Origin of the sequence: Candidatus Accumulibacter phosphatis, assembly GCF_000024165.1 — a bacterium.
GTDB lineage: Bacteria > Pseudomonadota > Gammaproteobacteria > Burkholderiales > Rhodocyclaceae > Accumulibacter > Accumulibacter phosphatis.
In genome coordinates, this window is record NC_013194.1 from 3,168,698 (window position 1) to 3,182,910 (window position 14,213).

At 63.5% G+C, this 14,213-nt stretch carries 11 protein-coding genes and 2 pseudogenes; 10 read left to right on the forward strand and 3 right to left on the reverse strand.

Annotated features, from left to right (window positions below; all coding sequences use genetic code 11):
- Nucleotides 1-9 precede the first annotated feature (9 nt).
- The 8 genes and pseudogenes from CAP2UW1_RS13650 to CAP2UW1_RS13685 form a co-directional block, all read left to right on the forward strand.
- Nucleotides 10-513: a sigma-70 family RNA polymerase sigma factor gene (locus tag CAP2UW1_RS13650; RefSeq protein WP_015767207.1), complete on the forward strand. Its 504-nt coding sequence runs from the start codon at nt 10-12 to the stop codon at nt 511-513.
- A complete protein-coding gene (locus CAP2UW1_RS13655) occupies nt 510-1,271 on the forward strand; it encodes an anti-sigma factor family protein (RefSeq protein ID WP_015767208.1) in 762 nt (253 codons plus the stop codon). The genes CAP2UW1_RS13650 and CAP2UW1_RS13655 overlap by 4 nt, the downstream gene beginning before the upstream one ends.
- Nucleotides 1,272-1,629: 358 nt before the next feature.
- Nucleotides 1,630-1,821: pseudogene (locus tag CAP2UW1_RS13660) on the forward strand (linear amide C-N hydrolase); the annotation flags it as partial.
- 176 nt (nt 1,822-1,997) lie between these two features.
- Complete coding sequence (locus CAP2UW1_RS13665; protein WP_012806124.1) at nt 1,998-2,522, forward strand: DUF6431 domain-containing protein; 525 nt, start codon at nt 1,998-2,000, stop codon at nt 2,520-2,522.
- A gap of 129 nt (nt 2,523-2,651) precedes the next feature.
- Complete coding sequence (locus CAP2UW1_RS13670) at nt 2,652-3,974, forward strand: DDE-type integrase/transposase/recombinase (RefSeq protein ID WP_012806985.1); 1,323 nt, start codon at nt 2,652-2,654, stop codon at nt 3,972-3,974.
- Nucleotides 3,975-3,976: 2 nt separating this feature from the next.
- On the forward strand, nt 3,977-4,771 hold the full coding sequence (locus CAP2UW1_RS13675; protein ID WP_012806122.1) for an ExeA family protein: 795 nt from the start codon (nt 3,977-3,979) through the stop codon (nt 4,769-4,771).
- A complete protein-coding gene (locus tag CAP2UW1_RS13680; RefSeq protein WP_012806121.1) occupies nt 4,768-4,965 on the forward strand; it encodes a hypothetical protein in 198 nt (65 codons plus the stop codon). Before CAP2UW1_RS13675 ends, CAP2UW1_RS13680 begins: the two co-directional genes overlap by 4 nt.
- Before the next feature lie 111 nt (nt 4,966-5,076).
- Nucleotides 5,077-5,904 (forward strand): annotated as a pseudogene (locus tag CAP2UW1_RS13685) (linear amide C-N hydrolase); the annotation flags it as partial.
- Between the two features lie 397 nt (nt 5,905-6,301).
- Here the strand turns inward: CAP2UW1_RS13685 and CAP2UW1_RS23885 are convergent.
- Nucleotides 6,302-8,938 (reverse strand): caspase family protein, encoded by a 2,637-nt coding sequence (locus CAP2UW1_RS23885; RefSeq protein WP_015767209.1) that lies wholly within the window; start codon nt 8,936-8,938, stop codon nt 6,302-6,304.
- An 882-nt stretch (nt 8,939-9,820) separates the two neighbouring features.
- Nucleotides 9,821-10,393: a hypothetical protein gene (locus CAP2UW1_RS13695; RefSeq protein WP_015767210.1), complete on the reverse strand. Its 573-nt coding sequence runs from the start codon at nt 10,391-10,393 to the stop codon at nt 9,821-9,823.
- Between the two features lie 241 nt (nt 10,394-10,634).
- Between CAP2UW1_RS13695 and CAP2UW1_RS13700 the strand changes: the two genes are divergently transcribed.
- Complete coding sequence (locus CAP2UW1_RS13700) at nt 10,635-11,687, forward strand: permease (RefSeq protein WP_015767211.1); 1,053 nt, start codon at nt 10,635-10,637, stop codon at nt 11,685-11,687.
- A 57-nt stretch (nt 11,688-11,744) separates the two neighbouring features.
- Nucleotides 11,745-11,975, forward strand: a complete 231-nt coding sequence (locus tag CAP2UW1_RS13705; RefSeq protein WP_015767212.1) for a thioredoxin family protein — start codon at nt 11,745-11,747, stop codon at nt 11,973-11,975.
- A gap of 3 nt (nt 11,976-11,978) precedes the next feature.
- Here CAP2UW1_RS13705 and CAP2UW1_RS13710 read toward each other — a convergent pair whose 3' ends face one another.
- On the reverse strand, nt 11,979-14,129 hold the full coding sequence (locus CAP2UW1_RS13710; RefSeq protein WP_015767213.1) for a carboxy terminal-processing peptidase: 2,151 nt from the start codon (nt 14,127-14,129) through the stop codon (nt 11,979-11,981).
- Between the last annotated feature and the right edge of the window lie 84 nt (nt 14,130-14,213).

Consider the following 14,213-nt stretch of genomic DNA (forward strand, 5'->3'; position numbering starts at 1 on the left):
CGCTCGGCGGTGAGCAGCCGCGACGCCATCGTTGCCGAAATTCCCCGTCTGCGCCGTTACGCGCGGGCGCTGACGGGGCATGGCGATAGCGCCGACGATCTGGTGCAGGACACGCTGGAACGTGCGCTCGACAAGTGGCGCTTCTGGCATCGCGAGCGCGACTTGCGCCCGTGGCTGTTTTCGATCATGCACAACCTCCACGTCGATGGCCGTCGCCGCGATGGTCGCGTCGCCTTTTGCGCCGACAGTGACCTTCCCGTGCCGGTGCAACGGGCCGATCAGGCCGATGCACTGGAACTGCGCGATCTGCAGCACGCGCTGATGCAGCTGCCCCTGGAGCAGCGCGAAGTCCTGCTGCTGGTCGGTCTGGAGGATCTGAGCTACGCCGATGTCGCGCTGGCGCTGGGTGTTCCGCCGGGCACCGTGATGTCGCGCCTGTCACGCGCTCGTGGCCGGCTCCGGGCCGTGCTTGCCGACGAGTTCACAGCGCCCTTGCGAGTGGTCAAGCCATGAGTGCGCCGATTTCCGAAGACGACCTGCACGCCTTCGCCGATGGCCAGCTTGCCCCGACCCGGCTGGCGCAGGTCGAGGCCTGGCTGGCCGCGCATCCCGAGCACCGGCAACAGGTCGAGGATTGGCGTGCGCTCTCGGCCCACCTGCACCGCACTTACGATCGCGTTCTCGACGAGCCGATTCCCGCCCGCGTCCTGCCTGCCGCCAATGCCTCGCGCTGGCGCGATCTCCGCAAGCTCGCCGCCCTTGCCTGGTTGATGCTCGGCGCCGTTACCGGCTATGTCCTGCGTGGTGAAACCACCCGAGATCCACAGCCGCCATCGGCCACGGTCTCCCTGCCGCGACAGGCCGCGGTGGCGCACGCGGTATTCGTCCCCGAAATGCGTCATCCGGTAGAGGTGGGAGCGGATCAGGAGGCTCATCTCGTCGGCTGGCTGTCCAAGCGGCTCGGCGCGGAACTCAAGCCGCCGAAGCTGGACGAAGTCGGCTACCGTCTCGTCGGCGGCCGCCTGCTGCCCGGCGACAAAGGAGAAGTAGCGCAGTTCATGTACGAGAACGCCGCACACAATCGCCTCACACTCTACGTTCGCCCCGCTGCGCCGAACGGCGGCGACACGCTTTTCCGCTACGCGCGCGAAGACGGCATCGACGTCTTCTACTGGGCCGACGGCCGCTTCGGCTACGCGCTATCGGGCACCACCGGGCGCGAAGACATGCTGCGCCTGGCGACACTGGTCTATCACCAGTATCCGAGGTAGACCCGGCCGACCTGTCATAAGCAGCGCAGGCGTTACACCAACCCGGCGTTGGCCGGGGCGCCGTATCCGGCTCAGATCGCGCCGAAGAACCACCCTCTGCGCCGCCCACTCTGTCTGGCCCCCACCATCAGCGATGCCCAGGAAGAGATCCTGGTGTAGGCTGCGGGAAGTCGCCGACGTGCCAAGTGTCGATGCCTTGAAACCATGAAGGTGTCCCGCCTGCAGGAGAGATCACCGGATCAGGAAGCCCTTTCCGGTCCAGTTCTTCCGCCAGGCGCGCCACACAACCCAAAGGAGTCAGTGAATGAGAGCAAACATCCGCTCACACGCCGTACTGAATGCAATCCTCTGCGCGTCCATGATGGTGGCGCCGATCCCGGCGGCGCAGGCCTGTACGCGAATCCTGTGGAACGACAACAAGCTGGCTACGGTCGTCGGTCGAACGATGGACTGGCCCGAGTCGACCCAGCCGGTGCTCACCGCCTTTCCCAGGGGGATGAAGCGCGACGGCGGCCGGCTGGGCCCGCAGTCCGTCGTCGCCGAGAACCCCTGTTACGTCCGCCCCTAAACGGGATTGAAGGGCTTTGAATATCGCGCGTACTTTGAGCAGGAAGATCGAAGGATCTCCTGAGCGAAGGCGGAATGAAGAAGGACGGAGAAGGGCTGGAACACCTCTGCTATCGTGGGAAGTTATCGAGACGACCGAGATAGAAAAGAGCCCAGCCCATGCAACGAATTGTAGCCGGCATCACCACGCTTGAGCAGCACGTTGAGACGACTCAAAAGGCCGCTGAAGTGTATCGACCGAAGTCGTGCCCGCACTGCGGGCTGGGAGTGGTCCATCAGCATGGTCACTATGAGCGAAAGGCCGACCGCCGAGCCGTGCCGCCACGGCTCAACCCGATCCCCATCCTTCGCTACCGTTGTGCCGGATGCCGACGCACGTGTTCGCGCCTGCCGGAATGTATCGCACCGCGACGCTGGTATGACTGGTCGGTGCAACAGCAAGTCCTGCAGCAGCGGCTGAACGGCGCGGCAGAGCACCCCGGCGGTCCACCTGACCGGCACACGGGCGCGCGCTGGTGGAACTGGTTGCAGGAGCGGGGAAAGGACTTTGTGTTTCACCTGCGCGTGCGCTTTGCCGAACTCGGCCGGGCCGTTGACACGCACGGCTTTTGGCACCAGGTGTTCAACAGCCTGGGTCTGCCGCGGGCCATGTTCTGGCTCGATCAAGAGATGAGCGTCCCATGATTTCCTGACACCGAGCGAGTGGCGGACGGTGGGGACCCCGCCCGGGCGGGGTCCCCACACAGTTTGCTCGTGGCATTATTTCGGCCCTTTTGTTTTGATGACGACTCCCATTCACCCCGAGGAGTCGTCATGAATCGAATCAATCCGATCGCCTTGTTTCGCCTGTCCGTCCTGGGTTCGCTGACCAGCCGGGAACGGCTGGATCACGGCGAATTGCAGCAGACCATCCGCGCCCTGGCCGAGCGCGAATACACCATTCCCGGCACGCGTCGGCGCCATGTTGCCGAGAAGACGATTCAGGGCTGGTATTACACTTACCTTGCCCAGGGCATCGATGGCCTGACACCCAAGACCCGTATCGACCGCGGGCAATCGAAGCTATCGCAAGCCATTCAGACCGCGATCCTTGCCGCGAAGCGCGACAACCCGCGCCGCTCGATCCGTCAGATTCGCCAGTTGCTCGAAGCCACCGGAACGGTGGCTCGCGGCAGCCTGTCGCGCTCGACGGTCCACCGGCTGCTGCAACAGCACGGCCTGTCGCGGATCAGCGGCTCGGCCAGCCTGCCCGAGGAGAAGCGCAGCTTCGTCGCCGCTTCCGCGGGCGCCATCTGGTATGGCGATGTGATGCACGGTCCCCGCGTGCCTCACGAGGGCAAGCTCGTCAAGGGGTATCTCGTCTCGCTGTTCGACGATGCCTCACGTCTGGTGGCTCACAGCGCTTTCTGCCCCGGCGAAACGGCGCTCGACATCGAAGGGGTGCTCAAGCAGGCGCTGCTGAAGCGAGGCATCCCGATCAAGCTCGTCGTCGATAACGGCGCGGCCTACCGCGCTGAGACCCTGCAGGGGATCTGCGCCCGCCTGGGCATTCACCTGATCTATTGCCGGCCCTATGCGCCCGAGGGCAAGGGCAAGTTGGAGCGCTGGCACCGGACCTGCCGCGACCAGTTCCTGTCGGAACTCGACGAGCGCCACATCAACAGTTTCGAGGACCTCAATGCGCGTCTCTGGGCCTGGCTGGAGCGGGTCTATCACCATACGCCGCATGCCGGCCTCGACGGGATGACGCCGCTCGCGCGCTACCAGCAGGATTTGTCGAAGATTCGTTCGCTGGGAGCGCTGGCCGCGCAGCTCGATGCCTTGTTCCGGTATCGCGTCAGCCGTCGAGTCAGGAAGGATGGCACGGTGTCGTATCAGGGGGCGCGCTTCGAAGTGCCTTTCGAACTCTCCGGCAAGACGGTGTGTCTGGTCGTCGATCCGCATAGCGGGGCGGTCATCGAGGTCGAGGACGAGCACGGCAAGGGGATCGGCGCCGCGACCCCGCTCGATGCCCTGGGCAATCTCGATCGCCAACGAAATAAATCCGACCCGACAGACGCCGCTCCCGCCTCGCCGTCTGGCCCGAATCTGATCGAACTCACCTATCGTCAGTATTACGACCGCAAAGGAGACTGAAGATGTATCTGCAACACTTTGGTCTGCGCCATCCGCCTCTGGGCAAGGACGCCGCCGAGCTGTGGGATGACGGTGCGCTGGCGCAACTCGCCGAGCGCTTCCAGTGGCTTCTGCAATCGCCGGGCCTCGGCCTGCTGACCGGCGAGGCCGGCGTGGGCAAGACGGCCGCCTTGCGCCTCGTGACCGCCAAGCTCAATCCGCATCGCTACCAAGTCATCTACCATGCCGAGACCGATTTCGGACGGGCAGACCTTTACCGGTGCCTGGCCCAATCCCTCGGCCTTCAGCCGAGTTATCGTCGCGCCCAACTGTGGCGCGACATCAAGGCGCATATCCATCATCTGGCCGACGCCAAGCAACTTCTGCCGGTCTGGATCCTCGACGAGGCGCAGAATCTGCCACCCGAATTCTTCCGCGATTTCCCCGCTTTTCTCAACTTCGCCTTCGATTCGCGCGATCTCATCACTGTCTGGCTGGTCGGTCACCCGATCCTCGCCCAAACCCTCGAACGGGCGTCTTACGCCGCACTCGCCGGCCGCATCCAGGCACGCGTGCATCTGCGACCGGTGCTCGAACGCGAGCGCTTTGCGCAACTCGTCGGCCATGCCCTCAAGAGCGCCGGGTGTGCGCATACCCTGCTCACCGATTCCGGCCTGGAACTCCTGCGCCAAGCCAGCAAGGGCCTGCCGCGCCACGCCGGGCGCATCCTGCGCACCGCCATGCGTCTGGCGGTGCCGCGCGCACTCAATCATTTGCCCGACGATCTGCTGCAAGCGGCTATCGAGGAGTTGCGATGAAACGCCGCCCTCACTCCCTCTTCCCCGACGGCCTCTCCGACGAAAGTGCGGCGGCGATCAGCGAGTTCCTTCACCAACTCGCCGCTGCTTGTGAGGCCCGCTACCTCGTCCAGCTTCGCCGCCACCGCAGCCGTCAGATGAACCTCTACGATCCCGAAGCCCCTTGGAGAATACCTCCAGGCGAGCCCTTCTAGCCCTCTCGTCCCACGCTGACGCCGGAACCTCTTCTTCCGGCGTCAGCGTGGGACTTTGCCATCATCTCAACCTCGAATGGCTCGGGTTGAAGAGTTCCAGATATCGCGGGACGTAACAACCCCGCACGCTGGACCTCCAAACATGGCAGTGTGGTCACGACCATCTACGGCGTCGGCACGGCCGACGGTGTGAATGAAAGAGGCTTCGCGATCCACATGCTCTATCTGAACGCAACCGATTTCGGTCCGCGCGACACGAGCAAGCTCGGGGTGCACGCCGGACTCTGGGGCCAGTACCTGCTCGACAACGCGGCGAGCGTTGGCGAAGCGCTGGAGTTGATGAAGGGCATACAGCCGGTGATGGTGGCCGTGCACGGCGTCAAGGCGACTGTCCACCTCGCCATCGAGGACGCCGCCGGCGAATCGGCGATCATCGAATACATTGGCGGCAAGCCGGTGGTACATCATGGTCGCCAGTATCGCGTGATGACCAACGATCCGACCTATGACGAACAGTTGGCCAATCTGGCTCGCTATGACTTCACCAACGCGACGCGCCAGACACCACTGCCGGGCAACGTCGACCCGCGCGACCGCTTCGTCCGCTCGGCCTACTACCTGCAAATGCTGCCCGAGCCCAGATCCGAGCGCGAGGCCATCGCGGGAATCCTTGCCATCGCCCGCAATGCCTCAGTACCTTTCGGCGCGCCGAACAATGCGCCGGGCACCCTGTACAACACGGAGTACCGCACCGCGATCGACCTCACGAACCGTCGCTATTTCTTCGAACTGACCACAACGCCCAACGTGATCTGGATGGACCTCGCCAAGTTCAACTTCCAGCCTGGGGCACCGGTGATGATCCTTGACCCGGACAATATCGAGCTCGCCGGCAACGTATCGGCCAAGTTCAAGGCGGCAAGGAACACGCCGTTCTAGGCGAACCGACAACTCGCTCCGCCGCATCGCTCTCGAGCGGCGTTGGGCCTGGGCGGGGAACGGCAGATCGCATGAAGGCTGAATGGCGGCAACGGGTCCGTGGCTGCGAGTGGCCTCATGACCCTGAACGACTGGTCTCGGTCTGATCGGGCCGTTGGCGCTCGGCCTCGGCCGACGCGCGTCTGGGCGGCCCGTCCAGAGCATCAGCGGCCACTCCCTTCTTGTGGTTTTCTGACGGTAAGCGACCCAAAACCGCCTGTTGCCATTCACATAGCCAAGACCGCTTTGCCGACTGCGCGGTCATTGATATCAGCGACGCCTTCCCTTCGGTTTTCGTCGTTGAAGAGGTCAACAAGCAAAGCAGCTGCCGCTGCGCTTCTGTTTATCGAAGTCCGCGTCACCGTGAGATCGCTCGGAGCCTGTCTATTGCGGTTTGGTGGCCCTGCTCCGCCGCCTTTCGAAACCACTTGACCGCCTCCACCTCATCCTTGGCAAGGCCGATACCGTGGAAATAGGCGTAACCTAAGAACCATTGCCCGTCAGCATTTCCCTGCTCCGCCGCCTTTCGAGACCACTTGACCGCCTCTACCTCATTCTTGGCTACGCCGGTACCTGTCTTATACGCGACCCCGAGTTTCAATTGCCCCGTAGCATCTCCCTGCTCGGCCGCCTTCCGATACCATTTAACCGCCTCCACCTCATTCTTGGCTACGCCGATACCCTTGAAATAGGCGTACCCGAGATTCAATTGTCCCCTAGCATTTCCCTGCTCGGCCGTCTTCCGATACCATTTAACCGCCTCCACCTCATCCTTGGCAACGCCGATACCTGTCTCATACGCGACCCCGAGATTAAATTGCCCCGTAGCATTTCCCTGCTCCGCCGCCTTCCGATACCACTTGACCGCCTCCACCTCATCCTTGGCAACGCCTGTCCCAATGAAATAGGCGTGCCCGAGATTCAATTGCCCCCCAGCATCTCCCTCCTCGGCCGACTTTCGAAACCACTTGACCGCCTCCACCTCATCCTTGGCAACGCCTTTCCCAATGAAATAGGCGTGCCCGAGATTCGATTGCCCCCTAGCATTTCCCTGCTCGGCCGCCTTCCGATACCATTTAACCGCCTCCACCTCATCCTTGGCTACGCCAATACCGTTGAAATAGGCGTACCCGAGAGTGTTTTGTCCTCGACTGTTTCCTTGATCGGCCGCGCTGCGCGCCCATCGCAGCCCATCGGAATCATCTTTCGGTACACCCCATCCTTCAACGTACATCCGTGCCAAGTCCGCCTGGGCATCGGCGTTTCCCCTACGGGCCAACGTCTTGAGTTCGTCGATCTTGGTCGGGTGTTTGTCAAGATAAGACCGCACCCCTTCCTCGCCCTCTGTCTCGAACATGCGCCTCCATTGCACGGCATCATCGCGCTGGACGGCTTCAACCTGCTCCCGCCGCCGCTTCGCCGCTTCCTGTTTCTCCCGCTCGCCCGCTTCGCGTTGCAGTTTCTGCTGCGCGGCTTGTGCCAGCGCCACGTAGCGCCCCCTGGGGTAGCGCTCCAGGTAGGCGCCATGAGCGGCGACGCTGGCGGCGACCTTGGCTTCGTCCCACGCAGTCTGTTCGGTGCGTTGCGCTTCCTGCCGTTCGCGTTCCGCCGCCTGCTGTTTCTCCGCCCCCTCCCTGAGTCGCTGCTCGCGGTCGCGGTCGTCGAGCTGCTTCAGTTCGATCTTCGCCAGCGCGAGATACTTGCCCCTGGGGTACTGCCTGAGGTAGGCGTCGAGGTACTCCCTGGCGCCGCTGGCTTTCACTTCGTTCCAGAACAGGGTTTCGGGGTCGTCAATGACCGGCGGGAGCGCCGGTGTGGGCACAGCGGCGGTTGCGGCGGAGCGGCGGGCCTCGGCCTTGAGTCTGTTCAAGGTGGCTCGCGCCTGGCCGGCGTAGCGGCCTTTCGGGTATTGCTTGAGGTATTCCTCGAAGCCAACGCTATCACGGTCATCCTTGATCGTGTTCCAGTAGCTGTCTTCAATCTCGGCTGGCGTTCTCGCCGGGGCAGCAGCCCCGCTGACTTGCGGCGCGACCTGCACCGTGGTCGGCCCATAGAAGTAGAAATTGCCCCGCGCTTCGTTGTACAGCGCCGGTCTCTGCTCGTGGCTGACCGTGCGCGCCAGCTCTTCGACGGCATCCTGGACTTCCCGCACCAGATCTTCGATGCGCATGCCGCGTCGCTTCATCCGGGCGACGAATTCCCGGGTAAAGACACCGTTGGGGTTGCTGTCGCGGTCACTCAGACGGTCCAGTGCCTGCTGGCCTTTGCTGGCGGAGTAAACCACCATTTGGCCCTTTGGCGGTTCGATCGGGCCCAGTCCGCGCGTGCTGCCGACGCTGCGGCCCCGGGATTTAAGCGGGTTGTCGCGGCAGGCGTCGACGATCACCAGCGCGAAGGACGCCCTGGCTTCGCTGAGCTTGTCCGTCAGGTCGGCCAGCCCGTAGGCGGTCTTCTCGACTTCACTTTCGCTGCTGGCTTCTATATCAATGGGTAACAGGTAGCTGCCGGTCTTGATCTGCACGCCGTGTCCGGCAAAGAACACCACGACCTGGTCACCCCCGGTGATGCTGTTCGAGAGGGTTTCGATCGCCTTGACCATGCCACGGTAGTTGAGATTGCGGTGCAGCAGTACTTCGAACCCGGCCGCCTTGAGTTCGCGCGCCATGGTCGTTGCGTCGCTGCCGGCCTTTTCCAGTTTGCTGACGTTCTGGTAGGCGTCGTTGCCAATCACCAGCGCAAGCCGCTTGCCCGACTGGCCAACGCCTACCGCCTGCTTTTCCGCTGACTCGCCTTGGGATCCCGGCGTCGCGGCCCTGGCTTCCTCGGTCGTGTCAGCCGCGGCTTGCTGTCGGGGCTGAAGGAGCTTGCCGAGCATTTCAAACAGCCCCGGTTGCGGTGGTTCCTGTTGCGCCTTGGCACTGCAAAGGCAGAGTGCCGCGATGACAATCGCCCGGAGCAGGCAGACGGACACGCTTGGAAGAAATCGGGATGACATGACAACCAAATCTTATGCCAGCAATGGAATCGGTGCAAGAAAAGGCCTGATCCGCAATGATCGTCAGCCACCGAGTGCAACGTCACGGGGGCGGCCCACCGGCGGCTCCTGAGACACCATAACACGGTCCTCCGTGGTGAGATGGGGACAGAATGGGCTTCGGGTACCTCACCAGGTTGGCGTGGCTGCGTTTCATTGCTAATCAGCTTCCCAACCCCGCGCGCAAGCCAGGCGTTCATGAAAGAGCAGGAGACTCCAGTTTGCGTGTCTTAGGAGAAGAAAAGGTGCTGGCGCTAGTTCGGCTGGGGCTCGCTCCGGCACGCGACCACCACTGAAACGGAGCCAAGAACGGGAAATAAAACCAATGCGACGAGGGTGACTGCTGTCCCGCTGGGTGCAGACCGTCAGGATAGACTTGAGGTGGCATGTCTAATGACCGCAGATGGCCGGTTGCCGACCGACACCATGCTACACCCACTGACAGCTTTCCCAAGCGTGACGGTCCCTCAGGCGAGAGAACTGGCATCCCCAGCCGAATGCCCCCTCAAGGTTGATCGCCCGCAGTCAAGGTCGGCTTCGGGGAAAAGTCGCCCTCGTCTGCCGATGGTCGTCAGCCGTCACCGCATTTGCTCGAAAGAGATCCTTCGCCAGCTTGAGGCATCAACAACGGGAAGTAGCGGCAACGGTCCGACCGGCCATCGTTGAACCGACCGTCCCGCCAGCGGTCAGCACCGCGCCCCTGGTGGACGCTCGATCGACGGTCCCCATGCGGCGCCAACCAGACATCATGGCCCAGCGGTACCCATTACCGGAAAAGCCCTGCTTCCCGCGTCGGCTGGTCACGCATCGGTTGCGCCCTTCACCTTCTCACTCCCTCCGGCCTCACGGTGTCTTCAGCCGGTTCGGGTCGAATCCGCACCACTCCGCCAGCTTGAGAAAGTTGGCGGTGAAGCCGGCCAGCGAGAACTTGTGCACCGCCGCCGCCTTGCGCGTTCGCGGGTTTTCCCGCCACACCGTCACGCTGGTGGCGGAGCGCATCGCGGCGACCATTGCCGGCGAGTCGCCGCTCGGCAGGCCAGCGATGGCGATGGGGATTCCCTCGGCGTCAACGTCGAGTGTCACCAGCGCGTCGGCGAATACCGATTGTTTCTTGTCGTCCAGTCTGAACGAAATCGCGTCGGTTTTTGCCAGGGCCGGCTTGGTGCCGCGATAGGTCTGTTCCCGGTAGTAAATCGAGATGTCGCCGCCCGGCGTTGCCGAGACGACCAGGAAGTCGTCGCCGTCGCCGCCGGTTGACGCCTGGCAGGTTTTCTTACCCTTGCCACTGCTCTCGGTGGACGAATGCCAGTCTTTGTACTCCCAGGACAAATCCTTGCCGGCTTGCGCCAGCGTCGGAGTGGAGGCAAGGCCCAGCAGCAGGGCCAACAGACAGCAGGCAGATGACGGACGGTTCATTCCTGGCGGCTCCAATCGATAATCCGACAAGCGTATCATGGGCGACGAGAAGTGCGGATCACGCCGTTCACCCGCAGGCCGACTGACGGCGCGAGGCGTGGATTCTGCCGGACAGGCGTGGCGAGTATCTCCCTCCGCGGAAAAGTGCGTCGTTTTCACCCTTCCATCGTCTCCTGAAGCAGAAGCCAGGATCCTCGCGACCATCGTCAAACACAGTGCCACACGCATTTGGAGTCAAAGCATGAATCTTTCGGCGATCGACAGGAGCGCCAGTTCCAGGCTCACCACCTGGCTGGTCGGCCTTGTCCTTGGCGGCGCCCTCTGGGTGGCCGCCTACAGCCAGCTCGCCGCCTTTGCCGATGCGCTGGTCGGCGCCCTGGGCCTTTCCCGCGCGACGGCTTTCGGCGAGGCCGTCCACTTCTTCTTCTACGATACCCCCAAGGTGCTGCTGCTCCTCACCGGCATCGTTTTCGTGATGGGCGTCATCCAGACCTTCTTTTCGCCGGAGCGCACGCGGGCGCTGCTTTCCGGCCGACGCGAGGGCATCGGCAATGTGCTGGCGGCCACCCTGGGCATCGTCACGCCGTTCTGCTCGTGCTCGGCGGTGCCCCTGTTCATCGGCTTTCTCTCGGCTGGTGTGCCGCTCGGCGTGACTTTGTCCTTCCTGATCTCGGCGCCGATGGTCAATGAAATCGCGCTGGTACTGCTTTTCGGCATGTTCGGCTGGAAGGTGGCCGCGCTTTACCTCGGCCTGGGGCTGCTGGTGGCCATCGTCGCCGGCCTGGTGATCGGCAAGCTGAAGATGGAGCGTTTCCTCGAGGACTGGGTGCAGAAGATCCTCGCCGGACAGGTGGCACAAACCGCCGGTGAGCAGATTTCCTGGCTGGAGCGTCTGCAGGCTGGCGCCGCGCACGTGCGCGAGATCGTCGGCAAGGTGTGGCCCTACGTGCTGGGCGGGATTGCCCTGGGTGCGGGAATCCACGGCTATGTGCCGGAGGACTTCATGGCCTCGTTCATGGGCCGCGATGTCTGGTGGGCGGTGCCGGCCGCGGTTCTGCTCGGGGTACCGATGTATACCAACGCCGCGGGAATCATTCCGATCGTCGAGGCCCTGATCGGCAAGGGGGCGGCGCTGGGTACTGTCCTCGCCTTCATGATGGCGGTGATCGGTCTGTCGGCACCGGAAATGATCATCCTCCGCAAAGCGCTCAAGCCGACCCTGATCGCGACCTTCGCCGGCGTCGTCGCCACCGGCATTCTGCTGGTCGGCTACGTGTTCAACTGGCTGCTTTGAAGCCCGGGCCGCACTGGCGGCGAGCAACGATTTCTTGACCCTGCGAAGGAAAACGCCATGAAAAGCATCAAGGTCCTCGGCACCGGCTGTGCCAACTGCCGCGCCACGGTCGCCCTCGTCGAATCGGTGGCGAAGGAGAAGGGCGTGGACATCTCGATCGAGAAGGTCGAAGACCTGCCCGACATCATGAGCTATGGCGTGATGTCCACACCCGGTGTGGTGATCGACGGACGCGTGGTGCATGCCGGCGGCGTGCCGACCCGCGCCAAGGTGGAAGGCTGGCTCTGAAGCTCAGCGCGTGCGCGTCGCCGCCGCGTTCGCTGCGGGCAGCACCTGTGCCGACAGGCGGGTGTCCGCCTTCAGCAGGCCGATCTCGTCGCTGAGAATGTTGGCGCTCTCGATCAACAGCACGTCCTTGGCCTTCTTGTTCTCCTTCTCTTCCGCCAGATCGGCGCTCAGGGCGCGTTCGCTGGCGAGCAGGCCATCGTCCTGACGGGACGCTTTGCGAACGCCGGCTTCGTTCTTGCCGGCACGCAATTTCTGTCTTGCCTCCTGCCTGTCACGCTCGGCGCGACGCTCCGCCTCGTTGAGCGAGATTTCGTTCTTCTTGCGCAGGGCGTTGAACTCGGCGACATCTTCGAGCAGGTATTGAAAATCCCTGTCCTTGGCCACGCGCACCTCATGCCGGGCGCGCAGCGCCGGCAGCAACGCGCTCACGCGACCCGCCGGCGCGAAGTCGGCCGCCCTGATCTGCGTCCAGGGCAGCGCATTCTCCGAACTGGACTCGCCGAACTCCTCCGGGTCGGTCATGCTCGGCAAGGCGATGTCGGGGCTGACTCCGCGTAGTTGCGTGGTGCCGCCATTGACGCGGAAGAACTGGGCGATCGTCATCTTCAACTCGCCGAGTCGCGCCTTCTCTTCCTTGGCGATCTGGTTCAGGTCGACCATGGCCTGCACGGTGCCCTTGCCGTAACTCGTCTCGCCGATGACCAGACCACGACCGTAGTCCTGAATGGCCGCGGCGACGATCTCCGATGCCGATGCCGAACGGCGATTGATCAGCACCGCCAGCGGACCGGTCCACGCGAAACCGCTGTGCACGTCCTTCTCGATGCGCACCTGGCCTTGAGCGTTGCGTTGCTGCACCACTGGCCCGGTGTCGATGAAGAGTCCGGTCAGGTCGACGGCTTCGCTCAGCGAGCCGCCGCCATTGTCGCGCAAGTCGAGGACGACGCCATCGACGTTCTCCTTCTTCAGTTCGGCCAGCAGACGCGCGACGTCGCGGGTGGCACTCTTGTAATTTGCGTCGCCTTTGCGCCGGGCGTCGAAATCCTCATAGAAGGTGGGCAGCGAGATGACGCCAATCCGGCGCTTCGTCGTGCCGTCCCGGGCCTCGATGATCGACTTCTTGGCCGCTTGCGCGGCGATGTTGATCTTCGCACGGGTCAGCGAGATCAAGGTCGGCCGGCCGTCCGGGCCGGCATCGGCGGGGAGAACGGAGAGGAGCACGGTGGTGTCCTTTTCGCCACGAATCAGCGCCACGACATCGTCGATACGCCAGCCGAGCACGTCGGTGACCGAAGCCCGCGCACCCTGCCCGACGCCGATGATCCTGTCGCCGACCTTGAGCCTTCCCGACAAGGCGGCCGGACCGCCCGGCACGAGCTCGCGGATGGTCGTGTACTCGTCGCGTTCCTGCAGCACGGCACCGATGCCGACCAGCGAAAGCCGCATCGAGATGTCGAAATCTTCCGCCGCACGCGGCCCGAGGTAGCTGGTATGCGGGTCCATGGCCGTCGAGTAGGCGTTCATGAAGACCTGGAAAGCGTCCTCGCTCTTCATCCTGACGTTGCGCGTCAGGTAGTTCTCGTAGCGCTTGTCGAGCGTCGCGCGAATCGCCGCGTCGTCCTTGCCGGCCAGCTTCAGCCGCAGCCAGTCATTCTTCACGCGTTTGCGCCACAGATCCCGGATCTCGTCTTCGTTCTTCGCCCAGGGAGCTTTCTTGCGCGACAAGGGGTAGCCTTCCTTGACGGTGAAGTCGGGCTTTTGCTTGAGGAGTTCGCGGGCATAGGCGACCCGCTCGGCCAGGCGCTGGCGCTGCAGGTTGAAGAGGGCAAACGGTATGCTCAGGTCCTGCTCGAGAATCGCATCGTCAAGCTTCGTACGGGCACCGGCGAAACGGTCGATGTCGGATTGCAGGAAGAAGTTCTTCTCCCCATCCAGCGCCTCGACGTAGTTGGCGAAAATCCTCTCCGACATGGCATCGTCAAGTGGCGCGGCGCGGTAGTGGTAGCGCGAGAGGACCTGCGCAGACCACAGCGCGGACTGTGTCTGCTGCGGCAAGGGCGCGAGCAGCGCCATGTCGGCACCCTGGGGTGCGCGTGCGAAGGCCTGGGCTGCGACCAGCCAGGCAACCAGTAGCCATAGTGCTCTTTTCGTCATTCACTCTCTCCGGGAATCTGCAGCGCCGCGCGCCACGCGGAGTGTCCCACATCTGGCCGAGGTGTGGCGATCGTCACGCCCGCG

Bases quoted from the DNA above. Each gene is read 5' to 3' on its own strand.
- CAP2UW1_RS13655 (WP_015767208.1), top strand. From the start codon at position 510: ATGAGTGCGCCGATTTCCGAAGACGACCTGCACGCCTTCGCCGATGGC.
- CAP2UW1_RS13665 (WP_012806124.1), top strand. From the start codon at position 1,998: ATGCAACGAATTGTAGCCGGCATCACCACGCTTGAGCAGCACGTTGAG.
- CAP2UW1_RS13670 (WP_012806985.1), top strand. From the start codon at position 2,652: ATGAATCGAATCAATCCGATCGCCTTGTTTCGCCTGTCCGTCCTGGGT.
- CAP2UW1_RS13675 (WP_012806122.1), top strand. From the start codon at position 3,977: ATGTATCTGCAACACTTTGGTCTGCGCCATCCGCCTCTGGGCAAGGAC.
- CAP2UW1_RS13680 (WP_012806121.1), top strand. From the start codon at position 4,768: ATGAAACGCCGCCCTCACTCCCTCTTCCCCGACGGCCTCTCCGACGAA.
- CAP2UW1_RS23885 (WP_015767209.1), bottom strand. From the start codon at position 8,938: ATGTCATCCCGATTTCTTCCAAGCGTGTCCGTCTGCCTGCTCCGGGCG.
- CAP2UW1_RS13695 (WP_015767210.1), bottom strand. From the start codon at position 10,393: ATGAACCGTCCGTCATCTGCCTGCTGTCTGTTGGCCCTGCTGCTGGGC.
- CAP2UW1_RS13700 (WP_015767211.1), top strand. From the start codon at position 10,635: ATGAATCTTTCGGCGATCGACAGGAGCGCCAGTTCCAGGCTCACCACC.
- CAP2UW1_RS13705 (WP_015767212.1), top strand. From the start codon at position 11,745: ATGAAAAGCATCAAGGTCCTCGGCACCGGCTGTGCCAACTGCCGCGCC.
- CAP2UW1_RS13710 (WP_015767213.1), bottom strand. From the start codon at position 14,129: ATGACGAAAAGAGCACTATGGCTACTGGTTGCCTGGCTGGTCGCAGCC.